19 protein-coding genes are annotated in these 25,060 nt (G+C 56.8%); 9 read left to right on the forward strand and 10 right to left on the reverse strand.

Translation table 11 applies throughout. The features are described 5' to 3' along the window. Positions 1-28 precede the first annotated feature (28 nt). The 3 genes from AU11_RS10285 to AU11_RS10295 all read right to left on the reverse strand — a co-directional run bounded on the left by AU11_RS10285 (position 29) and on the right by AU11_RS10295 (position 4,822). Positions 29-2,566, reverse strand: a complete 2,538-nt coding sequence (locus AU11_RS10285) for a TonB-dependent receptor (RefSeq protein WP_043319200.1) — start codon at positions 2,564-2,566, stop codon at positions 29-31. 172 nt (positions 2,567-2,738) lie between these two features. Then, a complete protein-coding gene (locus AU11_RS17740; protein WP_051687161.1) occupies positions 2,739-3,953 on the reverse strand; it encodes a hypothetical protein in 1,215 nt (404 codons plus the stop codon). Next, entirely contained in the window at positions 3,950-4,822 is an 873-nt protein-coding gene (locus tag AU11_RS10295) for a hypothetical protein (RefSeq protein WP_156035273.1), read from the reverse strand. Before AU11_RS10295 ends, AU11_RS17740 begins: the two co-directional genes overlap by 4 nt. Positions 4,823-5,423: 601 nt before the next feature. On the opposite strand from AU11_RS10295, the gene AU11_RS10300 reads away from it, so the two are divergent. From AU11_RS10300 to AU11_RS10320, 5 genes are all read left to right on the forward strand, one after another. Beyond that, positions 5,424-5,861, forward strand: coding sequence for a host attachment protein (locus AU11_RS10300; protein ID WP_043319204.1), 438 nt, complete (start codon positions 5,424-5,426; stop codon positions 5,859-5,861). Between the two features lie 186 nt (positions 5,862-6,047). After that, a complete protein-coding gene (gene corA / locus AU11_RS10305; protein ID WP_043319206.1) occupies positions 6,048-7,001 on the forward strand; it encodes a magnesium/cobalt transporter CorA in 954 nt (317 codons plus the stop codon). Positions 7,002-7,251: 250 nt separating this feature from the next. Next, entirely contained in the window at positions 7,252-7,950 is a 699-nt protein-coding gene (locus AU11_RS10310; RefSeq protein ID WP_043319208.1) for a hypothetical protein, read from the forward strand. Between the two features lie 159 nt (positions 7,951-8,109). Continuing rightward, the gene (locus AU11_RS10315) at positions 8,110-8,679 is read left to right on the forward strand and encodes a cytochrome b (RefSeq protein WP_043320381.1); all 570 of its coding nucleotides are present in this window, start codon (positions 8,110-8,112) and stop codon (positions 8,677-8,679) included. Between the two features lie 57 nt (positions 8,680-8,736). Then, on the forward strand, positions 8,737-9,315 hold the full coding sequence (locus AU11_RS10320; protein WP_043319210.1) for a YceI family protein: 579 nt from the start codon (positions 8,737-8,739) through the stop codon (positions 9,313-9,315). A 179-nt stretch (positions 9,316-9,494) separates the two neighbouring features. Here the strand turns inward: AU11_RS10320 and AU11_RS10325 are convergent, their stop codons facing one another. The 6 genes from AU11_RS10325 to ectA all read right to left on the reverse strand — a co-directional run bounded on the left by AU11_RS10325 (position 9,495) and on the right by ectA (position 16,138). Next, complete coding sequence (locus tag AU11_RS10325; RefSeq protein WP_197023820.1) at positions 9,495-10,913, reverse strand: sodium/proline symporter; 1,419 nt, start codon at positions 10,911-10,913, stop codon at positions 9,495-9,497. A 91-nt stretch (positions 10,914-11,004) separates the two neighbouring features. Continuing rightward, the gene (locus tag AU11_RS10330; RefSeq protein ID WP_051687162.1) at positions 11,005-12,012 is read right to left on the reverse strand and encodes a tetratricopeptide repeat protein; all 1,008 of its coding nucleotides are present in this window, start codon (positions 12,010-12,012) and stop codon (positions 11,005-11,007) included. Continuing rightward, positions 12,000-13,445 (reverse strand): aspartate kinase, encoded by a 1,446-nt coding sequence (locus tag AU11_RS10335; RefSeq protein ID WP_043320383.1) that lies wholly within the window; start codon positions 13,443-13,445, stop codon positions 12,000-12,002. Before AU11_RS10335 ends, AU11_RS10330 begins: the two co-directional genes overlap by 13 nt. Before the next feature lie 133 nt (positions 13,446-13,578). After that, positions 13,579-13,983: an ectoine synthase gene (locus tag AU11_RS10340; protein WP_043319213.1), complete on the reverse strand. Its 405-nt coding sequence runs from the start codon at positions 13,981-13,983 to the stop codon at positions 13,579-13,581. A 115-nt stretch (positions 13,984-14,098) separates the two neighbouring features. Beyond that, positions 14,099-15,427 carry a diaminobutyrate--2-oxoglutarate transaminase gene (gene ectB / locus AU11_RS10345; RefSeq protein ID WP_043319215.1) on the reverse strand — a complete coding sequence of 443 codons (1,329 nt, stop codon included), beginning with the start codon at positions 15,425-15,427 and terminating at the stop codon, positions 14,099-14,101. A 93-nt stretch (positions 15,428-15,520) separates the two neighbouring features. Further along, entirely contained in the window at positions 15,521-16,138 is a 618-nt protein-coding gene (gene ectA, locus AU11_RS10350; protein WP_081848057.1) for a diaminobutyrate acetyltransferase, read from the reverse strand. 499 nt (positions 16,139-16,637) lie between these two features. Between ectA and AU11_RS10355 the strand changes: the two genes are divergently transcribed. From AU11_RS10355 to AU11_RS17750, 4 genes are all read left to right on the forward strand, one after another. Beyond that, positions 16,638-17,171 (forward strand): MarR family winged helix-turn-helix transcriptional regulator, encoded by a 534-nt coding sequence (locus tag AU11_RS10355; RefSeq protein WP_051687337.1) that lies wholly within the window; start codon positions 16,638-16,640, stop codon positions 17,169-17,171. A gap of 523 nt (positions 17,172-17,694) precedes the next feature. Beyond that, the gene (locus tag AU11_RS10360; protein WP_043319217.1) at positions 17,695-18,705 is read left to right on the forward strand and encodes an FHA domain-containing protein; all 1,011 of its coding nucleotides are present in this window, start codon (positions 17,695-17,697) and stop codon (positions 18,703-18,705) included. 78 nt (positions 18,706-18,783) lie between these two features. Then, a complete protein-coding gene (locus AU11_RS17745; protein WP_051687163.1) occupies positions 18,784-21,429 on the forward strand; it encodes a serine/threonine-protein kinase in 2,646 nt (881 codons plus the stop codon). A 115-nt stretch (positions 21,430-21,544) separates the two neighbouring features. Continuing rightward, positions 21,545-24,157, forward strand: coding sequence for a serine/threonine-protein kinase (locus AU11_RS17750; RefSeq protein ID WP_051687164.1), 2,613 nt, complete (start codon positions 21,545-21,547; stop codon positions 24,155-24,157). Here AU11_RS17750 and AU11_RS10375 read toward each other — a convergent pair whose 3' ends face one another. After that, positions 24,158-24,655 (reverse strand): hypothetical protein, encoded by a 498-nt coding sequence (locus tag AU11_RS10375; protein ID WP_043319219.1) that lies wholly within the window; start codon positions 24,653-24,655, stop codon positions 24,158-24,160. Positions 24,656-25,060: the final 405 nt, after the last annotated feature.

Genomic DNA, 25,060 nt, shown 5'->3' on the forward strand with positions numbered 1-25,060 from the left:
TATGTTTTCTTGATAACCAGATCAATGATCAGAAATTCACGCGGAAGCCCGCGAGATAGCGTCGGCCATAACTCTCAACCTGATTCGGATTGCTTTCGTCCCCGGTGTAACGCACATCCTGCTCGTCGGTCAGGTTGTTGGCATTGGCGTACAGGGTGACGTCGGAGCCGAACACCGCCATTGGCAGGTCATAACTCACCGACAGGTCCACGCGCTCCTGCGCCGCCCAGTAATCGGTCATGCCGACGTTTTCGGTGGTGGAGAGCCAGTCGTCCCGATACTGGTGATTTAAGCGAATGGAAAAGCCTTCCATTTCATAAAACACTGACGCGTTGAAAATGGTCTCCGATGTACCCGGCAGGCTGTGGCGCGCACCAGCGACCGTTTCAAACTCACTGTCGAGCAGAGTGAGGTTGGCGCTAATACCGAAGCCGTCCAGTACCGGCATGAAGTCTGCCGCCTGGGCGATAACATTGAATTCGGCTCCGCTCATCTTGCCGTTACTGCCATTCAGATATTGGGTGTATACCCAATAGTCGGCACCCACTTCCGGCATATAGGCGCTGCCGGCGATCACATCACTCTGTGCATAGATCACGTTGTCAATGTTGCGGGTAAACAGGCCCGCGCTCATCAGACTGGCCTCACCGGCATACCATTCGAGGGAAAGGTCCGCGCCGATCGACTCTTCCGCCTCCAGGGAGGGGTTGCCCGCAGTGACGCTGCTCTGAACAAAATCCACCATGTCGTCACCGCGCCATTCGGCGTAGGTCGGGCGGCTGACACCGGTGGAAACGGACATACGCAGTTTGACGTCGTCGGCCAAGTCGACATTCAGATGCGCACTGGGCAGCACGTTGGTAAAGCTGTCTTCGAAGTTACCCGTGGGGCCCTCGCTCAGGTAATCGGTATTCTCCACGCGCATGCCCAATACCAGGTTGCCCCAGTCATACTGTGTGGTCACCATGGCGTAACCGGCGCTGACGTCCTCTTCCAGGCGGATCCCCTGGGAATCATTCGGGCTCAGTTCCAGCCCGCCAACAGCGGCATCCCAGGCCGCACGCAAGCCCTTGTTGTCATAGTAAGTGGCACCGTCAATGCCGTTTCTGAACTGGGTATCCCAGGCTTCGTCTGTGGCGAAATCACCGATATTCACATCGCCTGGAAAGAGGCCGTAGGAAAGTACAAAACCAAGACCTTCCGCCTCGCGGGCGTCAAACTCGATACCGGTTTTTACCACGGCGTCGCGGCCAAACAGCGTCAGGTCACGCTCGGCATCCAGCTTGAATTTGGTGGCATCGATCGCCATTTCCGTACCGATCAGCATGCCGAGATCAACGGCGTAATTGATATCGCTGACATCCATCGGTGTCTGTGCGATGGGATCAAACAGGCCGTAAACCGCCGGGTCGTGCAGATCGCTCACGTCGAAGCTGGCCACCGCAAAACCGCCTTCGCTGCGGGGCAGCGGCAGGAACATGGTATTTTCTGTTTCGGTGAAATTGATTCGGGATTCGACCACCCAACTACCCAGCGCCAGGTCCATCCCCAGGGTGTTGGTGAAGGTAGAGTTCTCGTAAAGACCGTATTCAAGGGCGCGTCCAACCAGTGCAAACTGATTTTCTCCCACAGCACCGGTCGCCTGGGGTGCGCCAACGGCAGCTGCACCTCCGGCAAAGTCGAATACGTACTGGTTGCGCTCTTCAAAGTCCTGGAATTCGTTATACAGGGTGGAGACAAATACACGCTCCAGCGCACCATCTCCACGGAACTCAAAACGACCACCGTAGGCGCGGTCTTCACGCACGACCTTGTAGCTGCGGAAATCCAGCTCGTTGACCAGCAGCTCACCACTGTCATCGCGTGCGATATCGTATTCGCGGTTGTCGGTAATCTGTTCGCGGCTATTTTCCGAGGTAAACAGGGAGAAGCCGAAGTTTTCGTTGGACCAGGAAGTACGCAGCGCGAATTTCTCGATATCCCCATCACCCAGTTGCTGATTGCCCATCCCCAGATCTGTGGACAAGGCCCAGCCATCGTTTACAAACGGGTCGAAGGTGGAGATATTGATATGACCCGACACCGCACTGCCCGGCATATCCGCCGTGATCGCCTTGTTGGAATCAATGCGGCTGGTGATTACTGAAGGGAAACTGTCAAAACGCGGCACGCGGCCATTTTCTGCACCCGGAATGCTCAGGCCATCGATAGCCAGAGAGGTGTAACGGAAAGGCGCACCGCGGAAGTTGATGTAGCGGGCCTGGCCCTGGTCGCGCTCAATGGCGAGACCGGGAACGCGGCCAAGCGAATCCGCCAGGTTCTGATCCGGGAAGCGGCCGATGGTATCTGCCGAGATAATATCGACGGTATTGTCGGCATCGCGCTTGGCATCGATCGCCGCTTTCTGGCTGTCTCGAATCGGAGATGCCATCACCACCACTTCCTCCAGTTGTGCCGCATCCACGCTCTGCTGAGCCAGCGTCGGCGCGGCGGCCGCAGCGAGGGAAAGGGATATCAGTAACGCCAGGCGGTTGCGCGGCCAATCATTTTTACGCGAATTGATCATTGTTTTGCTCCGAAAACGGTTCGGGTAGTTGTGCCTGTAAGGTCTTGCAAAATGGCCCTGTGGAGATGCCGGGCCGCTCGGGACACATGATCAAAACTGCGTATGACAAGGGGGTTAAAAAGAGGCTTACAGCGAGAAAAGAGATATCCCTAAAACGGAATTTTCTTTGAAATCAGTGAGTTATAAAGGTGATGGACGCGGCATCGAGCCCCAGCCGATAGCGGTAGCGGCCACTTTTGAAATCGCGCTCGGAAGTAAACAGATAGGCGCTGGCGAGATCTTCTCCCAGTGCCGAGACCAGCTCATCGCGGATTTTATTGCGGTTCTGGTCCAGCGTTTTTGCCCGCAGGCCATTTTCACGAAGATCGTTAATAGACTTGGCGTGGCCGCCGTGGAACTCCATCAGTTCGATCAGCGATTGGGCATTTTCCCGATCCGGTCGATTGACTGGGGGATTCAGTACCCAGCCCTCACCCTGTGTTCGCAGGCGCGCATACCAGAGGTAATAGAAGAACGGAGTTTTGGACAGGGCAATATGGATACCGTGAATAGACACCCGCAACCGCCGGCAATCGAACGTCAGCTGATCCGGCGCATTGGCGACAGCCAGCGCGGTGTCCATAGCTTCCAGCCAGGGCGCTTTTTGCGCGGGCAAGGTGTCCACCGACAGGGCGCGGTGAAACCAGGGCAGCTGCGGTGCGCTCAGCACGACAATATCCGATTGGGACAAACGGTGCAGAATTTCCGCAGGTGCCAGGGGAGACGCCTGACTAAAATATGAGAAAAGCTGCCTCTGTACAGAGTTTAATTGCGCAAGCTGCCGCTGCAGGCGCCGCGCGGCGCGGTAACCGGTGCCGGACGCCATCAGCGACTGGACCTGGGCCCGCGCACTGCTGTTCAGCGGCCGCGGCAGCAGAGCCATTCCACCCAGCAGTAGCAACGCTAGCAGCCCCTGACTGCCCACGAGCAAAGGCATATTGGTTTCACAGTCGACCGCCAGCCGCGCGCGCTCGAAGATCTCGCTATCCCCGAACCGCCAGGGCACAATCACCTCAGCGCTGGCCGTCACTGTACCGGTGTTGACCGCGCTCCCGTGGTCATCCAGCAGCTGGATCACATGGGCGCGACACGGCCCTAACACGGGCAGCCGGCCCGCCGTGACAATTGAAGCAAGATCCTGCTCGAGCCGCTCTGTCACCCAGGGTTGTGCGCCCCCATGGGACAAACGGTTTTGCAGAGCCAGTTGCAGACGCTCGGGCAATTGTTCCTGAAGCGACTGGCTGAGGTGTGCGCGGAAACTGTGCTGTGCATGCCAGAAAGCCAATCCACTCAATACCGTGGTCAGCAGACACCACACAACAAGCCCGCGGTAGAAGTGGCGTGTCATCCGCCCACTCCCACGCATTTATGCGCGCCGGGAAAATCACGGTGCGCACTGAACAGGCCGCTGCTGGCACGATCGAACGCATCGGCGATCGCGCAATCGATATTGGCCGGACGCGCGCGGCGTACAAATAAGGTGGCGGCGGTTACATTGTCGGCCATCAGAGTACGCTGAAGCGGAATGTCCATATCCTGCTCGAGAAACAGTCCACCACTCACCAGATCCAGATCTCCGCTTCTGAACGCGCGGTACAGGCTGATAGCGTCATCAAAATAAAACAGTTGCTGCTGGGAGATATCCAGACCGACTTCTTTCAGTGAGGCCAGGGGCAGCAGGTGGAAAGTGTGACTGAGCTTGTCATTCAACAGCCCGATCTTTTTCCCCTGAAAGTAGTCGCGCTCCAGCCGGGGTTTCTGGTCGCGGCTGAACCAGTACACCTTGTACTGGTCGTAGCGCAACAGAGGCTCGTAATAAGTGGAGTATTCCGGTACCAAGCCACTGAGACTGTGCGTGCGGCTCCATATCAGGTCATAATCCTCGTTCAACACTTCCTCTGCGCGCAACTGGCTGCGGGGTTTCCAGGAGATCTGCACGCCGTGGTAGTGACGCGCCATATCTGCGGAGCGACAGAGGTTATCGGCAATCTCCCGGGCAAAAATGGAAGATACCGTAAGCAGGTTAAAGATCTCGCCTTTTTGGCCAGGCGCGCGGGCTTCGGCCCCGGTGACGCATTGATAGACGTGATAATCGCGCAGTACCGGTGCCGCCGCTTCCTGTTGTGACAGCCACAGACTCACCCCCACCCCAAGTGCCAGTATCATGCACAGGGTAGCGACATACACACGTTGGCTGACAAAGAAAAGCGGCGACATTGCGGTTGTGTCACGACACGCAGGTTGTGGATTCAGCCTCGCAGTCTATGTACGTTTTATGACAAACCGATTACGTGCCACCGGCAACGGTCTGTGTGGTGCCACGGCTCTCCCACCTACCCGGCGGGGCACTACCCACCCGATACTGCGAGTCCGCGGATCCCCCGTTATTCATGGCAGCCTGACAACCCGGGACAAAAAAGAAATCGGCATCAATACACGCAAATGCTAACAATTCGCATTTAACGATGTTACCATCTGCTCCCGTCACAGTTCGCGAACGGAGAGTCTTCAGTTCGGCATCTCATCCCGTTGCGGACGACGTTTTTTTTGCGCGGGAGACCGGTCACAGGCGGTTTCCGGTAAGCGCGCTTGAGTACGCAGTGCACGGACGCACTGTCTCTGGAATACCTCCGCATCTGCTATTCCGGAGCAAGCCGGTGTTATACGCCCACCGGCTGGCGTAGTGAGTGCAGGGACGCACTTTTTTTCAATTCACTGTAAAGCTGGCCCCGTGGCTCCTGGTGCAATGTCGGTTAGGAACCCTCAGACAACGGTCCTAACATTCAGCGGAATCCCCAGAAAAAGAGAGGTAACCGCCATGCCAAAAGCCTGGGTTCTGGTAGCCAACCATACTCACGCTCGCGTGTTTGAAGCGGAAAAACGTGCGGGCACTCTCACTGAAATCGAATCCCTAGTGTACCCGGAAGGGCGCATGAAAGGGGAGGAACTGCGTCGCGACGCCCCCGGGCGCTCGTTCGACAGCCAGGGCCAAGGTCGACACGCCATGGCCGAACCCACCAGCCTGCGGAAGCAGGGCGCACAGAAGTTCGCCAAAGATATTGCACACACCCTAGAGCGAGGCCGCCAGGAAGGACGGTTCAACCGACTGTACATCGTCGCGGAACCTTCGATGGCCGGCAGCCTGCGCCTGTCGATGAGCTCTCCGTGTCTGGCCACCATCGCCGGTGAGGCGCGCAAGAATCTCACCACCAGCGATGCGGAAGAGATTCGCGCGCAGCTACCCATGTGGTTGTGACACCGTGCCGTTTTCGGACGGTATTTTTCATGTCTAAATCCCACCTGCGCGCCCGGCCATCCCTGCCGGGCGCGCCAATTGATTTGTCCCCCCCACCCTGAGACCATGCCCCTCGAGCAGCCGGCCGTGACACGCCCGGCATCTTGAGCAGATTCCATAAAAGATCCCAATCAATAAGGAAGCGGTATGCTGAGACTGTTCCAAATCCAGCGCGGTAAGATCAAAGAGACCTATGCCGGTAGCGATTACCACAGCCAGCCGCTGTCTGACGCCGCCTGGATTGACCTGCAGGACCCGGAAGAAGACGAACGCGATCTGCTGGAACAACTACTGCGCACCGAGTTACCCGAATCTGACGATGTCGACGAAATCGAATCCTCCGCGCGCTTTTTCACCGATTCCGCCGGTATTCACGTGCACTCTCTCTACCTGACCCAGAGCGAAGGCCGCCACGACACCGCGACCGCGGCATTCATCCTGCAGCCCCAGCGTCTGATCACCGTACGCGACAGCGAACTGGCCGACTTCCGCCTGCTGCGCATGCGCGCCCGCCGCAATCAGGTAGAGGCACATAACGCCCAGGAACTGCTGATCCTGCTGTTTGAACAGAAGGTGGAAAACCTCGCCGACGCCCTGGAAGACAACTATCTCAAGCTGGGTGAAGTCAGCCACCTGGTGCTGGAAGATGAAGAAGCCGACCTGGAAGAAGCCATCGATCACCTGGCAAAGCTGGAAGACTCCAATGGTAAAATCCGCCTGTGCCTGATGGACACCCAACGCTCTATTGCCTTCCTGCAACGCCACCTGAAAGACGACCCGGAGCTGCGCGAAGACTGCTGGGGTATATTGCGTGACATCGACACACTGATGTCTCACACCACCTTCCTTTTCGAAAAGATCAACTTCCTGATGGACTCCACCCAGGGCTTTATCAGCATCGAGCAGAACAAGATCATCAAAATTTTCTCCATCGCCGCCGTCGTCTTCCTGCCCCCCACCATGGTGGCGAGTATTTACGGCATGAACTTCGAACATATGCCGGAACTCGAGTGGCTGCTGGGCTACCCCTGGGCGCTGTTGTTGATGTTGATGGCGGGTATGGCGCCTTATCTCTATTTCAAAAAGAAAGGCTGGCTCTAAATAATCACAATTCTCAGATGCGAAGGCGGCGATGCCGGGTAGGCCCCTGCAAGACCTTCTGCGAGAGGGACCTCGCAGAAGAGCCCCCATGGATGGGTTTTCGGGGGGGCGCCTAGCTCGTGTCTTGCAGGGGCCTACCCGGCAACGTCGCCGCCACAACCCTTTACAAAGCGACCACCAAATTCACCGCCAGCTGCTAACCTTTATGGGTAAAACGGGATAAAGGTCATTGCAGGGAAGCAGGGCAATAATGGCGACGTCGGACGGCAACAATCCAGGAAAAACCAGCACCAAACCCTTCCATATGCGCCGCTGGCTCAGCATCCAGCAAGCAGTCGATCACCTGAGCGCGCTCTCTGAAGACCCTCTCACCAGCGACGACCTCGCCAGCCTCGCCGAAGATCATCAACTCGACCTCTACTGGTACCGCCCCGGCCAGAAACTGGCCTACCTCGACAAACCCGGCTGGGGCACCATCGAACTCACCCAGCCCCTGCGCCTGTGCCCCGAACACAACAGTGATTGGCGCGCCATTGTCGGCATTTTGCGCCAGCGCCCCGCGCTGCCCGCAGAAGAAAATGACACGCCCACGCTGGTAGACGGCGACGGTAATCGTCTGCGTATCGCTTTCGATTTCAACAATCGTCCGGAGCCTTTCAGCGCACGCTGGTACCCCAATTACGCCGAACTGGTGGTACGACGCCGCGATCTGGACCGGCTGGAAGGTCAACTCTTCAGCGATGAAGACGAGCAATCTCTGGAGCCAGAACTGCTGCTGGATGTGATCTGGCAGTTGGAACAGATGGCGATGGAAAACGGAGCAAACCGCGGATCTGCCCATGATCTGAACTGGCTCACCCACCAACTGAGTGACCGCACCAAGCTCGACCCGAGCCTACTCGGTAAGGTTCTCAACGCAGCTGAGCGCCAGCACGCAACCCACCACTAATCCCGCCCTGCCCCTCAGATAGCTGTACTCGCCCGAACAGCAGGCGCTCTTGCGATTTTTTCGAAGAATTCTTACAGCTTTTTGCGCTAGTCCCTGCCGGGAAAATTTTTATAATCCCCTTCCATTAAAACTGAGTCTGCCCTGATGGAGGCCCCCCCCGTGCAGTCCCGAAACAGTAATTCCCATTACGGCTGGGTCGCCGTCGCGTTTCACTGGCTGATGGCACCGGTCATCATCGGCATGTTTGCTCTCGGCTGGTGGATGGTCGGGCTCGGGTATTACGACCCCTGGTATCGCCAGGGGCCAGACATACACAAGTCTGTTGGCATTCTGTTGCTGATACTGCTGTTGGCACGCCTGCTGTGGCGTGCAGTAAATACCGCTCCAAATCCGGAACCGGCGCCGCGCTGGCAACAGCGCGCAGCAAGTGCAGCCCATGGCGCCCTCTATTTGCTGCTGATTGTCATATGTCTCACCGGCTACCTGATTTCCACCGCCGATGGTCGAGCCATTGAAGTGTTCAATTGGTTTCGTGTGCCGGCGACGATTCAGGGGCTGGAAAATCAGGAGGATATTGCCGGCACCCTCCATGAGTGGCTGGCGTGGACGCTGATGGGGCTGGTACTGCTGCACGGGCTTGCGGCCTTCAAGCACCACTTCGTCAACAAAGACAATACCCTGCGCAAAATGCTGGGGCTGGGGCCCAAAACTGGTTCACTGAACCGCTGATACCAAAACGTTACTGTCACTAACCAACATACCGTTAACCCACAAAGGAAATACTCCATGAAAAAATTCGCTTCGTTGCTGTTCGCGGCACTGGTTGCCAGCACCATCGGCACTTCCGTTCAGGCTGCCGACTACCAGTTCGACACCAAGGGCGCCCACGCGTTTATCCAGTTCCGGATCAAGCACCTGGGCTACAGCTGGCTGTACGGCCGCTTCGACAAGTTCGACGGCAGCTTCACCTACGATGAAGCCAAGCCGGAGGCTTCCACCGTTCAGGTCACTGTGGACACCGCCAGCCTGAACAGTAACCACGCGGAGCGCGACAAGCACCTGCGCGGTGACGACTTCCTGAACGTGGCCAAGTACCCCACCGCCACCTTCAAAAGCACCAGCTTTGAACCCAAGGGCGATGGTAAAGCACTGCTGAAAGGCGACCTGACCCTGCACGGTGTGACCAAGCCAATCACCATTGACGTTGAAGAAATCGGCGGCGGCAAGGACCCCTGGGGCGGCTACCGTCAGGGCTTCACCGGCAAGACCGAATTCAAACTGAAAGACTTCGGTATCGACTACGACCTGGGTCCGGCTTCCCAAACCGTGGAAATGATTCTGGATGTGGAAGGCATCCGTCAGTAAGCCTTCGATTGCCGTCTCACAGGATGGACAAGAAGCCCGGCCTTGGTGCCGGGTTTCTTGTTTTTGGGAAAAGATCTGGTGGATGGGATTGGTGGATGCGCTGCGCTTATCCACCCTACGGGTATGGCGCGTAGTTTATTCGTAGGGTGGATAAGCGCAGCGCATCCACCGATTTGCCACTATGCGTTGACGGTACGCCCAACAGGCTCTCGAGCGACAAAGTAACCCACAGCGTAAACCACAAGCCCCATCAGAATCCCCGGCATTCCTTCGTAGATATGCGCATGCCAGCCGAGCCAGCGCCAGATTAACGCTGTAGCCAATCCGAGCACACTCATCACAACCGCCAGTTTCTGGGAAGGTTTACCGCCAGCAGCCAGCACCATTAACAGCGGCGCAAACGCCGAGGCGAGCGCCGACCAGCTCATCACCACCAGGCTGAAAACACTCTGCTTATTCGCCAGCGCCCAGACTACTGCTGCTGCAGTAATACCTAGGGTCGCGATCTTCAGCAGGCGAGTATTTTCCGTGCGCTGAGGCAACAGATCGTGGGTCAGAGCCGCTGAACAGCTCAGCACCAGAGAATCCGCGGTGGACATGGTCGCGGCAAAAATGCCGGCGAGAATCAGACCTACCAAGACGGGCGACAACAACTCCATTGCCATCATCGGCAGCGCCAGCTCTGCATCAAAAGTGCCCGGATCATTCAGCAGGATTCGCGACAACATGCCAACACCGGTCGCCATAAAGTAAAAAATGGTGAACCATAGGTAGTACCAGCAACGTGCCTGTAGCATGCGCCCGGAATCATTCAGGGCCATAAAGCGCACCATCACATGGGGCTGGCCTACCACGGAGATACCCGCGAACAACCAGCTCAACGCAAACAGCACACCGCCGGCAACACCGGGTAACAGCAGGTCCTGTGGATACCAGTTGAGGAAGCCCTCCACCTGCCCCATCTGCTGCCAGGCAGCGCCGATCCCCCCCACCGATTGCGTCGCCACAATCAGTAGAATACTCATGGCGACCACCATCACCATCGACTGGGCCGCATCGGTCCAGATGGACGCGCGAATCCCCCCGGCAAGACAATAGGCCGCAACAATCACGCCACCGATCACCGCACCGCTCCAGATCGGAAGGTCCAGCACTACGTACAGCGCTTTACTGCCGGCCACCAACTGGGCACTGGCATAAGCAAGAAGAAAAAGAAGAGAGAGAATTCCGGCGAGCTTCTGCCAGTGACCGAACCGCGTGCCCTGCCAGCAGGCCAGTACGCCGGCGTAGCTGGATTCGCCGCTGCGCCTGGCCGCCTCGCGCAGGTTTTTGTGCATCCACAGGGAACCGAGGAAATCCCCGAGTATCCACCCCAGCATCAGCCAGATGGAAGCGAGGCCGGTGGCGTAGGTGTAACCAATCACACCGATAAACATATAACCGCTGTTATTGGTAGCCACCGCAGAAAGCCCCACCAGCATCGGCGAGACATCCTGGCTCGCGAGATAGTAGTCTTTTTTGGTGCCGCGGCTTTTGCGGTAGGAGCTGACTCCTACCGCAGCGAATAGCGAAAGAAAAAACAGGAAACTGATCAGCACGTCCATTCCCCCTAAGCAGTTTGTTTGTTATTGAAATTTTTCGTAGCGGCCCACATCGTTTTTATTTTCGGCGCGGGATTTACCTGCAGCGCTAACGCGGTTCCTCAGGCTTACCGCCAGACTCGGACTGGATCCCGAGCAGCGCTGCGAACTCTTCCGAGCCGTAGAGTCCATTTAACGCTGAATCCTCCAGCGCCTCATCCCGATAGGCCGGGGAGATATCCAGAGCCTTCTGCAGATAGCTGATGGACTCTTCCCACTGCTCGAGATAGGCGTAGGCACAGGCTAACTGGTAATAGGCATTGCCGTTCTGACTGTCGATCTGCAGCGCCTGCAGGCACAGATTGATGGCCCACTGTGGCTCGTCCAGCTCCAGTACTGCATCCGCCTTGTAGGTGAGGGCTTCGCCGTCGTCCTGACGCAACTTGAGGATCTGGTCATACACCGCAATTTTACCCGTGGGCGTCTGTTCGCGGCCGGCGCGCAGCCAAAGGGAGTGGATTTCCTGGGTCAACTCAATCTCGTCCCGGTTATCCTCGATATGCTGAGTCTTTTCAGACAGTTGCTCTTCAATGCTACGCAGACGCGCCTCGTACTGCTCCACCAGGCTGGAGATTTCCTGATTGGCAAGGGTGTGTACCTTTTCCTTCACATCCCGGATAGAGGTCCAGCCCATGATCACCAGCAGGGAACTGAATCCGGCGATCAGGTAAAAGAAATAGGTGATGGTATCGGTGGCATAGGTGATCGCCTTGTCGGCGGCGCTCAACTGACGATCGACAATATTTTCGGTCAGGGAGACTTTCTGCGCAGCCATATCGACACGCAACTGCTTCAGCTCATCCAGCACGTAGCGTTCAATAAATGGCGTGTACAGTGCTTTATCGAGTTTGTCCGCTTCCTCGGCAACCCGCTCAAGCTCTGCGAGTTTCTTCTGATTTGCCTCTTTTTCCTCGTCGCTGATGACCGGCGGTGGCACATCCGTATCTTGCTGCGCCAGAGCCAGGTGAGCCGGGAAAAAACCACCGGCCACAACCAACACTGCCGCCAGCAAAGCTGACGGCAGTTTCGGGCACAGGCTAGCGGTTACGCGGCGCATATGGCTTCGCCATGTTCATGGACTTCCACCAGTGCGGCGTGCAGGCTTTTGACGGCGCTTTCGTAATCGCTCTCGTCGATTACAAACTGCATGTCCACCTGACGCATGGATTGGTGCACGGCCAGAATACTGATCGCCGAGTTGGCCAGTGCGCCAACCGCGCGGGACAACATGCCAGAGACTTTCATGTCGCTACCAATGGCGGAAACCACTGCCACCTTGCGCACCTGAATGTCACAATCCGGGAACAACTCGCCAATGGCTTTTTTGATGCGCTTGACGGTTTTCAGATTGTTGCTCAGGTAGTGCGTAATGGTATTGGCGTTGGTGTCCTTGGTCACGACGCTGCCTTTAAAGCGCGCAATGATTTCATTAATCGCCCGGTCGTAGCTGGTCATGCTGCCCATCATGTCCTGATCGAAACATTCAACAGCATAGATGTTTTTACGCCCCGCGATGATTTCCACCCGCGGTGTGTCGCTTACATAGTCGCCAGTAACCAGGGTGCCCCGGTGTTCCGGCTCAAAGGTATTCATCACACGCAGGGGGATCTCCTGCTGACGTAGACCTTTTGCCGCACGCGGGTGAATGGCTTCCATACCCAGGTTGGCCAATTGATCCGCCACATCGTAGTTGGTGCGACCGATGGGCACCGCCTGCTCTTCACCTACCAGGCGCGGATCGGCACTGCTCAGGTGATATTCCTTGTGAATGATCGCTTCGCTGGCGCCGGTAATTACCGCAATACGGCTGAAGGTCATCTCGCTGTAGCCGCGGGCGAAGGTTTTCATCAGGCCGTCGGCGGTGTGCGCATAGCCGGTGGCGATGGGCAGTTCGGTATCAAAATCCACATCGGCAAAAGCGCGCTCGATGCGCTGATCCAGGGTCAGGTGTTCGCCATCACGCCAACCGGTCAGGTCCACAAAGCGCGCATTGATACCTTCCTGCTTCAGCAGCTGCGCCATATTCCAGGCACTGTGTGCTTCCCCAAGGCTGGCAAGCATTTCGCTGACCACGTCCAGATGCCCCTCCAGGGCGAAGTGGCCGTGCTGACACACCCGCTCAAGGTCCGCCAGGCAATTGGCCGCGTCGTCCAGACGCTCACCGATAAAACCATTGGCCTTGGCCAGGGTCACTTCATCGTCAAACAGCTCTGCGTTCACTTCTTCCATGCGCGCACGCAGGCCGGCAACGGCGTCAGACCACTCGCGCTCGTCATCGGCACCCGCGAACAGGGCAAAAATACCCGGGCGACCGGATTTTTTGTGTTCCAGCAGCATATCGGTGATGCCGCCATAGGCAGAAACAACGAAAACACGGCGGTAAAGGCCTTCCGCTTTCGCCTTGCCATTTTTGAGAATGATGTTGTCGCGTACCGCGCGATAGTCACTCATGGACGTACCGCCGATCTTTTCAACCGTATGTGCTTTCATGGAATCCTTGCGTTGACCGTTTTCGAGTTTCAAGTTGGGAGCACCGCGACTGTTGCCAGTATCAAAATATTCCCGGGTGGTGCTCCAAAACTCCGCTGCCTTGTTGTGCATTGCGATGACGTTGGCGACCGGCTTATTTTTCGTCCTGTACCTCTTCCGCATCCAGCTCGTAGGCGCCTTCCGCGTTGTGCACTTCTTTACCGTGTAGAGGAGGGTTGAATACGCAGGCCATTTTCATTTCAGACTTGGCTTTGAGTACGTGCTTGTCGTTCTTGTCCAGAATATAGATGGTGCCCGGAGTGATCTCGTGAACCACGCCGTCGTCTTCCGCCATCACGGAACCTTCACCGGAAATGCAGTACACAGACTCCAGGTGGTTCTGGTAGTGCAGGTGCAGGTCGGCACCTTCATAAATGGTGGTGATGTGAAACGAGAAACCCATATTGTCGTTTTTCAGCAGCAGGCGGGTGCTCTCCCAGCCCTCAGATACAATACGACGATCTGTTTTTTCGGCTTCTTGCAGTTTTCTTACGATCATTGCTAACTCTTACTCAATCTTTCTAAATTAGGTCTTCAGTGCGCTCTTCAGCGTGAGCGCTGTAAAACGGCCTGCATAACAAACGCCGGCCGGGTTTTCACAAAGCGAGTGAGGATCAGGCGGCACCGGCAAGGGTGTTGTCTTGCTGATCTGATTCATCGGCAAAGAAGTCGTGCTCTTCCGGAACGTCTTCGCCTTTCAGTACTTTGGCGACCGCCGCTTCCACGATGTCCAGCGCCTTGGTCAGGTTCTCATCGCTGATGGTCAGCGGACACAGGGTTTTCACTACGTGGTCGTCGGCACCACTGGTCTCGATCACCAGCCCGTTGCGGAAGGCTTCGGTGGTGATCTTGTCGGCCAGCTCGCCGCTTACGCAGTTGAGACCGCGGAACATACCGCGACCGCGGGTGGTCATGTTGCCGTCGCCGTATTTGTCGACAATGGCCTGCAGGCGCTTCTCGATGTACTCGCCCTTGCGCAGTACTTCCTTGGCAAACTTGTCATCGCTCCAGAAGTGCTTGATGGCAGCAGTGGCAGTCACAAACGCCAGGTTGTTGCCGCGGAAGGTGCCGTTGTGCTCGCCCGGTTTCCACTGGTCCAGCTCCGGCTTCATCAGCACTACCGCGAACGGCAGTCCGTAACCACTGAGAGATTTGGACAGGGTCACGATGTCCGGAACAATGCCCGCTTCCTCAAAGCTGAAGTAGCTGCCGGTACGACCACAGCCCGCCTGAATGTCGTCGACGATCAGCAGCACGTCGTGCTTCTTACACACGTCCTGCAGATTGCGCAGCCACTCGACGCTGGCAGCATTGATACCACCCTCGCCCTGTACGGTTTCTACCAGCACTGCTGCGGGGTGGTCGACACCACTGGAGGAATCGCTGAGGACCTTGTCGAGATACGCGGTGGTATCGAACTCATCACCCAGGTAGCCGTCGTACGGCATACGCGCCACGCTGCTCATGCTCACACCGGAGGCACCACGGTGGTGGGAGTTACCAGTTGCGGCCAGCGCCCCCAGGCTGCAGCCATGGAAACCGTTAGTGAAGGAAATGATGTTCTCGCGGCCTTTATATTTACGGGCTATCTTCAGTGCCGCTTCCACCGCGTTGGTACCGGTGGGGCCGGTAAACTGCATCACGTAACTCAGGTCGCGCGGCTTCAGGATGTTCTCGTAGAAGGCTTCCAGAAATTCGCGCTTGGCCTTGGTATGCAGATCCAGACCGTGGGTGATGCCATCCTGCTGGATGTACTCCAGCAGCGCTTCCTTGAAGATCGGATTGTTATGACCGTAATTCAGGGTGCCGGCGCCGGCGAGGAAGTCCAGGTACTGGTTGCCCTCCTCGTCGTACAGGTATTCACCCTGGGCCTTGTTGAAAACCCGCGGAAAAGCGCGGGCATAGCTCATTACTTCAGATTCAATCTCATCAAATACTTTCATTGTGCAACCCTTGTTCAGTGGCTGAAAAAAATCAAAAAACAAATATGGAAATCGGGACTTTTTACTAACGCGTGTGCAGAGAGCGGCTACCGCTCAACGGGCCCCGCCCGCCTGCGCCGCAGACACGTCAAACGGACCAATGCGCAGCAACATTTCACTGTCGTGCTGGCCGTTGAAGTGGCGGTCGCGATCGAACATCACCGATTCCGCAAGGCCGGCGTCGAGCTTGCGCGCCAGGCTGCGGAACAGCGCCCAGGAGGCGTCGTTATCCGGGGTGATGGTGGTCTCCAGGTGCGTCACCTGCTTGCAGGCGGGACGCGCGAGAATCTCGCGCAGCATGCGGCTGGCCAGCCCCATCCCACGACCGTTTTCCGCCACCGCCACCTGCCAGATAAACAGGGTCTCGGGGCGCTCGGGGATGATGTAGCCGGAGATAAAACCCACCAGCTCGCCATTCAGTTCGGACGCCACGCTGGTGGCGGCAAAATGGCTGGCCTGCAGTAGGTTGCAGTAGAGGGAATTGGTATCCAGGGGCGGGCAGTTCCCGATCAGCTGATGCACATTGGCACCATCCTCACTGACCGGGCGGCGCAGCTGAACCTGGGCACTCCGCTCGACTGAACCGCCAGCTCTGGGAGTGTCCGCCGGCTGCGCCAGCTGTACCTTGTCGTCGATTGAGTCGTCTTCTTTCTGTTCGCTTGTCGCGCTCAAACCAATACCTTTCGCTTAATTCTTTAGTCATCAAATTGTTAGAACAATATCAAATTTCCTTAACACACTTGGCAAAAAGCGGAACCCCGTCGTTAAAACCGTGTTCCGCTTGAAATTTGACCTTTTTCGCAAAAAGTTATTTACTGCTCTAAACAATTAAATCCATAGTACTCTAAATATTAGCGAGGGTGCAAGGCCAAGCCTTATGCAACTTGATCAGAACACAGCCAATTCCGGCGCCAGCAAAAAGCACCAGAATCAGGCGAAACCCGCGCAGGCAAAGGGCCGGCGCACCATGGGCGGGCACGAAAATCCCTCTCCAGAGCCCCGGGCAAAAGTGTCGCCAGGTTCCACGCGAGAACCGACCGATGATTCAAAATCCGATTTCCAGCCCGTCTTCGACGGCCCGGCAATTGACAAAAGCGGCACAGAATCCAAAATCGGCCGCGGGCAAATAAGCCGCCGCGCCAGCCACCCCGATTTCAAGAGCCTGCTGCTGATGGATAAAATTGAAGAAGTATTGATCACCCTGCGCCGCCTGATCCGCGCCACCGACCTGCACTCCAAACAACTGGTGAAGACCGCCGGATTGACCGCTCCGCAACTGCTCCTGTTGCAGGCGATTCGGGAACAGGGGCAGGTCACCATCGGCGCCCTGGCCAAGGAGATCAGCCTCAGCCAGGCCACGGTCACCACCATTCTGGACCGACTGGAAAGGCGCGGCCTGGTGTACCGGGAGCGCTCATCGGAAGACAAGCGCAAGGTGCACGCCTACCTCACCGACAAGGGGGCCGACATCATTCGCGACGCGCCAACCCCGCTACAGGAGCATTTCGTCAAACAATTTCGCGATCTGCGAGAGTGGGAGCAATCGATGATCATCTCCTCGCTGCAGCGAGTGGCCCTGATGATGGACGCGGAACACATCGACGCCTCTCCGGTACTGGACGTGGGCGACCTTGACCGCAAAGATGGCCGCAATCTGCCCGCCCAGGACACCACCAGACCCACAAAGAGCGACCACGAAAACTGAACAGCTGGCGCAAAAATCACACGTTGAGTCCCGCGCCAGTGCAAGGTTTGTTCTATTTCGTAACAATTCTCATCCAATCATTGCATTCAGGCTGCAGTCGGGTATAAATGGGGCGACAATACGAGGTGCCTCCTCGCCGGCTGCCCGACCCGTTTTCTGGCTGGCCAGCGGTAAGTGGGCACCAACTCAAGACAGCGGCGCACCGCACTGTCGCGGCAGACCAAAACGGCCCCTAAAGGCCAGAACCAACGATGGGTGGACGCATTCCCTGCAGGAGTCATCTCTGGCAGGCACGGTGCCTACCCCCACACCCGCGATCGCGCCCCGGTGAAACCTACCGGCAAGAATCCGGTGAGAGCGGCAATAGCCCTCTCTTCATCCGAGCACATGGCCGTGCTCGGCAAAAAGCCACTCCGGCCGCCCTGTCTTGCAACTTCTGCATGGAATCCCGACCCCGCGAGTATCAGAACTGAGCGGGCATAGCGCAGGATTTCCAGACAGCTTTTTGGGGAATGGACTGAACATGGCCTGCTTGCAACATCCTGACCGCGATCAACCGGTCTACCTGATGGCGCACCACACCGTCGGCCGCCGCCAGGGAGTCGCCGACACGCGCATTACACTGCCGGAGATCTCCGGCATCCACGCTGCCATCCAGTGGACCGGCAGCCACTGGATTATCCGCGACCTCAGCCGCAACGGTACCTGGGTCAATGGTCAGCAGCTAATTCCCGCCAAAAACCAGCAACTGCAACTGGGCGACAGACTGACGTTTGGCCGCGCCGCCAACCCGGAATGGGTGGTGGAGAACCTCGATCCCCCAGAAAACCTGCTAATCGATATGGAAACCGGTGAAGGCATGCCGCTGGAGTCCTACCACCTGTTACCGGACGAACACGATCCTATTGCCAGCCTGCACTTCAACCCGGTCAACGGCGTGTGGATCTACGACATTCTCGATTGCGCGGAAAACCGCGACAGCGCCAGAGTCGTCAACCACGGCGCACGCATCGATTGCGCCCGCAGCAGCTGGCAACTGTTCCTCGGCAACAGCCAGAGCACCACTACCGAGCTGTCATTCAAGAACCTGTGCATCTCTGATTTTCGCCTGCGCTATACCGTAAGCCATCACGAGGAGCACGTGCAGCTGCAGCTGGCCAAAGACGAAATGAAGCTGGACCTGGCTGCGCGCTCACACAATTACCTGCTGCTGTACCTGGCGCGCGCGCGTATCCGCGATATCCAGCGCGGTGTGGATGAGGCAGATCAGGGCTGGGTCGCCATCGACCTCGCCACCCGTGAACTGGGCATTACCGTCAACCACCTGAACACCCAGATTTTCCGCGCCCGCAAACAGATTGCCGACAGCCTGCCAGACGCCATCGATACCTCGCGCCTGGTGGAGCGCCGCTCTTATGAGATGCGCCTGGGCTGCACGCAACTGGATATTTTCAAAGGCTCGCAAAAAGAAGAACTGGAAGCATCCACCGGCGAGTATCCGGTGCATGCGAGTATCGAAGGAGAGCCGGCATAACACCGGCCTCCGGAGAGGACTAGAACTGAATCCACGGACGGCGGTTCTCCCGTAGATTTAATTACCGCAGTCAGCAACATGCAGTCAGAGCAGTTACCGTTTTATATCGGCCGTTATCACGCCACCGCCAGACTGGGTTCCGGCGGCATGGGAGTGGTGTACCTGGCCACCGATGAGCGCCTCAACCGCCAGGTTGCAATCAAGAAACTGCTCCGCAATCCCAACAGCGGCAACGCTGACGAACGCATCCGCCGTGAGGCTATGCTGCTCGCGCAACTCAATCACAACAACATTGTGCAGATCTACGATGTTGTCGATGAGAGCAGCGGTATCGCACTGGTTATGGAGTACGTCGATGGTTGCAACCTCGACCGCTGGAACCGGGAACGCTCCCCGGACCTGCTGCAGAAGCTGCAACTGCTCAAACAGATCTGCACCGGACTCACCCGCGCTCACAGCGCCGGCATCATCCACCGCGATCTGAAAGCGGAAAACATCCTGGTGGACGGCAGTGGCACCATCAAGATCACCGACTTCGGCATCGCCAAACACTGGCAGGAAGACAGCGATCTCACCCGCGAACAGCACGTCGCGGGCAGCTGGGGCGCCATGTCACCGGAACAGGCCCAGGGTAAACCCCTCGACAACCGTAGCGACCTCTTCTCCCTCGGCGTGCTGGCGTACCACCTACTGTGTGGGCAGAACCCGTTTGGGGACAACAACAGCCCCTATGTCATCGTTGATCGCATCGTAAAAAGTCCGCATCCCCCAGCTTTCAGACTGGCCCCAGAACTTCCCCCGGCCCTGAGCGACCTGCTGGACCGACTACTGGCCAAACAACCGGAACAGCGCCCGCTGAACGCGGCTGCCGTCGCAACCGAGCTTGAAGTCCTGCTGACACAATTGCGCGGCAGCAATACCAGTTTTACCCGCACCCACAGCCTGACCGCCACGGTAACGGCTGAGGATTTTTACCAGGCGCCCAAACGAAAACACCGCCTCACGCTGATAACAGGCACCCTCGGCCTATGTCTGCTGGCAACCGCAGCCGTGATCGTCGGGCTCAAGCATTTCTCCGGAGCGCAGGACGCGACTGCAGACAGCCGGTATATCGCGGTGCTGGAACCCCGGGAGAGCGCACAAACCACCAGCCGGGCGCAGCGCCTGCTTGCCGACAACGTGCGCAGCGCGCTCAAGCAGGGACTGTCCAATCGCCAGGGGCTCAGCCTGATTTCCTTTTCGGAATCCCACAGATTGCGCGGGCAACCTTTCTCTGTGCAGGCAAAAAGCCTCAGTGCCGACCTGCTGCTGGTGCCCAACCTGGACTGCGACACCGTCAACTGTGCCTTATCCCTGGAGCTGCTCGATAGTGAAACACTCACCGTGAAAGGCAGTCGCAGCACCCGACTGTCAATCGAGGAAAGCCTGGAAAGTCGCGCCCGCACCCTGCACCAACTTGACCACCTGCTCGCAGAATTTCCATCGCGCGCCAGCGATCAATCTCTGAAAATTGGCGCCAGTGACTACCAGCAGTACCTGAAAGTCTACGAGAGCCGCAACGACCAATTGCATCAGGCAGAGCTGCTGGACCAACTGGAAGCCCTGCAGCAGCGTGCCAGTACATTTACACCGATCTACGAACTGTACGCAGACATTGTCATCGACCGCGATTACAACACTGGCACTGCGGAAGCAGAAGAACGCTTCACTCGGTTTCTGCGCAAAGTGCCCGCCTCCCTGGCCGACGCCCCGGAAATTCTCGTAGGTGAGTTTCGTCATGCTACGCACATTCAGGATTTCACCCGCGCTGCCGAGCTACTTGAGCGCCTCAAGCTGACCCTGCCCAACAAAGCCACCTACTACTACCTCAGTGCGATCTATCACCACCGTCAGGGTAAGTACACCGAGGCCATACAGGAGATCGACAAGGCGCTGGCAATGCGCACCAGCTATATCTATCTCACCCAGAAAGCGAGTGCACAGACCCAAAATGGCGATATGCCCGGTGCTAACCGCACACTGAAAGAAGCACTCGACCTCAATCCACATTACCTCGATGCTATTTCCTTGCTTGCCGCCAACCTGCTGGATATGGGCCAGCCCGATGAGACCATTCGCCTTCTGACCGAAGTCGGCAGCGATAAAATAGGCCCCTTCGATCTATACAACCTGTGCCAGGCCTATTACATCAACAAGCAACTTTCTCAGGCCAATGATTGCTTCCAGCGGGTGGCGGATCTCTCGCCCCGAAACGCTGACCCGCTGATTTACCAGGCGAGAATTGCCAGTGATATGGGTCTGCCGGAAAAAGCCCGACGACTCGCCCAACGCGCCGTGGACCTGACCGCCGACCGCGATGACTGGGAAGCGCTGCTGATGCGAGCCCGCGCCCAGGCCGAGCTGGGCCAGTCGGAAAAAGCGGTGGAGAACCTGCTGAAGATCCGCCGCAGCGCGCCGGATGATCTCTTCGTCAATTACGCCCAGGCCCAGGTGTATATCACCACCGGCGACCTGCTTTCCGCCAAGGTGCACATCCGCAACACCCTGGATTTGGGCATCTCGCCCATCTGGTATTGCACACCGCAGTTTGTCAAAATCTGCAGTCTGACCGCCTTCGACGACCTCCGGCTGCGATACCCTGGTCTCTGCGGCGGCGAACACAAGAACAAGCCGGACGGTGATTCCCAGATCGCCGCCAGTGGCGAAGCCAGCGCGAAGCTTTGATCGCATTACCGATCCACTCTTCTGCGCTCCGGCGCGCCCGTTTTTGATGTTCGTGTTTCCTATGTGGGCCCAGCGGTAACGGGTCCGGGCTCAATCACAACAAGAACACACGCAGATGGACATTGCCGACTCCGAGGTTGCACCGCAATCTCCCGCAACCGATACGCCGCAGCTGAGCGACCGCTACCAGATCCTGAGCACCCTCGGGGCCGGCGGCATGGGCGTGGTCTACCTGGCGGAAGACCGCAAGCTGCACCGGCGGGTGGCGGTCAAGCGGCTCAAGGCCGACGCCGCAAGCGACAATGCCCACCAGCGCATCCAGCAGGAAGCGCGCCTGCTCGCCCAGCTCAACCACCCCAATATTGTCGCCCTGCACGATGTACTGGAAGACACCCTGGACAATGGCGGCCGCAGCGTTGCCCTGGTGATGGAATATATCGAGGGCACGACCCTGCGCGCCTGGATGCGTGAGCGCACCCCCAACCTGCAACAGAAACTCAGCCTGCTGATGCAGATCTGCCAGGGACTGCAGCAGGCCCACGACCTCGGCATCATTCACCGGGACCTGAAGTCCGACAATATCCTGATTGCGGAAAACGCCAAGGGCGAACCGGTGGCCAAGATCACCGACTTCGGCATCGCCAAATCCCAGCAGCTGGACGAGCAGACCCTGACTGCGGAAAACCAGCTGGCCGGCACCATCACCGCCATGTCGCCGGAACAGATCCTCGGCAAAGCCCTGGATGCCCGCAGCGACCTGTTCAGCCTTGGCACCATCGCCTACGAGCTGCTCACCGGCAGCCGCCCCTTCGGCAAAAACGACACCGGTGCCCTGGCTATGGCCCACCGCGTCACCAACGACCCGCACACCCCGCCGCAACAGGCCTGGGCCGGTATCCCCGAACCCCTGGCAATCCTGCTGGACAAGCTGCTTGCGAAAGATCCGGCGATGCGCCCGCAGAGTGCGCAGATTGTGTATCAGGGCTTTGCCCTGCTGCATAAACAGGGGCTGGAGGCCGAAAGCGAAGACTACACCGCGACGCTGACCGACCTGTTTACCCACCACAAAGTCAAAAGCCGCCGCCGCTGGCAGCGGGCGCTGGCGGTTGTTGCCGCCGCACTGGTTTTGAGTACCGGGGGTTACTGGGGTTGGAAGGAATTCACCCGACTGGAACCGCAGTATATTGCGGTGATGCCAGTGGAGATTAATGGGGAGATTCGCGGGGAGGAGAATGCCAAGGCGTTGACCAAGACTATGGTGCGGCAGGCGTTGATGAATTCGGTCTCGCAATTGAAGGCGAGTGCGTTGGTGAGTTTTGAGCCTAAGGAGGGGATGGACTTTGAGGCACAGCTGCAAAAGCTGAAGGACAAGGGGGTTACCGATGCCCTGTTTGCGCAACTCGAGTGTGCAGAGATTCGGTGTAATATTGAAATTCAACGATTAGCGCCCCAAAACAGCTATATCAAACAGCAACAAGGCTTTACATTCCTTACAGATAAAGCCCAAGAGGCGCAATACCGAACCAGTAACAGCGCTGCCAAGTTATTCGCCCCGGCCTACCAGCGCGGAGATCCCTCTCTAGCTACAATGTCCGATGACGACTACAAGCGATATCTAGATGTACTGAGTCGAATGGAGGCCAAGGAACTCGGTGAAAATGATCTCAACGATTTATTCACGTTGAGCAATCGCTACCCTCGCAATATATATATCTACCAAGGCTTATCGGATACAGCTGCTCGTTTATTCGTCCTCCACAACCAAAAAGAGCACATAGAGCTTGCATTGCGAGCACTGGATCGAGGCGAGGAACAAGGAGTAGACAAGTCCATTACATATCGCTTGAAACTACTCCTATATAGTTTGAGTGACTATTCAGACCAATATCAGGACCTAGTTAAACGGCTTGAAGAAATGAAGATGCCGGCTGCCGAACTTATGTATCAACGTGCACGCTATTTCTATCGTAGCGGAAAGTATGCAGATGCAGTGGATAGCTCACTAAACGCCTACAAGCTAAACCCATCTGCCGCGTCGCTCTATCTTGCAGCAATATCGCAAGGAGCGATGGGCAACTACGACGCGTCCAGAAATACTCTGAAGCAACTAACCGAGAAACACCCTAAACACTGGTCCTCTTTTTCAGCATTGGGCGTAATTGAATTAGAACTTGGAAACTTGGAAGCTGCAGAAAAAGCAATAACGTCGATACCTGAACCATTAAGGGGATGGAGAACCAAATCGAACCTAGCTGTTGCATATATGCTGAGAAAAAATTATCAATCTGCGGATCGCCAATTTAGAGCAGTACTTCAGGTTTCCGAAAATGATGTTCCAACTCTTGGTCAACTAGCCGAAGTTAAGCTTGCTTTAGGGGATCAAAAAGAAGCCATGAAAATATTCACTAAAGTTATAGAAATAACTAACGGGACATCAAACCAAGAACTCCGGCGTTATCGTGCTTTGGCACACGCAAATGTAGGCAACATTGAAGAAGCGATAAGCATAATTACAGATTTAGTTCGAGTCGCTCCTGACGACACATATCACAAACATGCCGCAAGCCAAATTTATGCTTTGGCGCAGGAATGGAGATCAGCAAGCGTTTACGTAGCAGAGTTACTCGCTCAGGGCATGAGCACCGCATGGTTCAAGCTACCAGCTCACCAGCAACTTTGTACTCAGCCCCTTGCTTCTACGCCAGTGAAAAGTGCAATTTGTGACTAATTAGAGAGGCTCGAATCTAGCTTGAGGATCTCCAGAAACAAAATGCATACCACCATCAACGGCTTCACACAGCCATAGGAAACTAAAGTTATCCGGCTTATTCTCTTTATCCTTGATAACGATTTTTAGCTCGGTATAGCGCCCATTCACCCGCTTGGCAGTCGTTTTGAACTGGTGTTTGAAGTCCGGACTGAGCGCCAGGATACCGTCCAGTTTACGGTTGGTGCTCAGAGCAAACTCCAGATCACGCCCCGGCACGGCGGAGAGATCGAGGGTAAGGTTGATCACCACCTTGCCCCCGCGACCGCCAAATTTAAAGTCCATATTGCCAAACAGTTCGTTCGGATTGCACTTCTCATAAAAAGGCCAGTACTGTGCGGTACCATTTTCGGGCTCTACCGGGCGCAGCATCATATCGATCTCCATGCCTTCCGCCGGCACGTCAACCACCAGCTCCGGCAAGGAGTCGCAATAATTATCCACTTCTGCTTTGTTCATGTTGTCATCCCTATAATTGTAATCAGCGAGCGATTGCTCACCTGCCCTGCAAACCACCCAGGGGATCAATGGTCTTGGAAAATATCTGAATCAGACGCAGACTCAGGACGAGAACTGCGTCACATAGCTTACTGCAACCGGTTGGCGGGTTTCCAGAACACTTTGATTAAAAAAAACCGGCAGTAAGCAAGCTTACTGCCGGTGATAATCAGATGGTCCCAGCCATCTACGGTTACAACAACACTATCAAGAGCGAAATGAGGCATCCGTGCCTCTGTCAGGCCCTTCCACGATCCCGGCTTCCTAGGCTCTGTGGTTACCGGGCCGGCCTGACGGTTCGGCTTGCGCCGAAGTCTTCCTGATCTGGTTACCTGCCGCCTAGGCTCTGCGGAGACAGGTAACTAC

Origin of the sequence: Microbulbifer sp. HZ11 (assembly GCF_000708675.1) — a bacterium.
Classification (GTDB): Bacteria; Pseudomonadota; Gammaproteobacteria; order Pseudomonadales; family Cellvibrionaceae; genus Microbulbifer.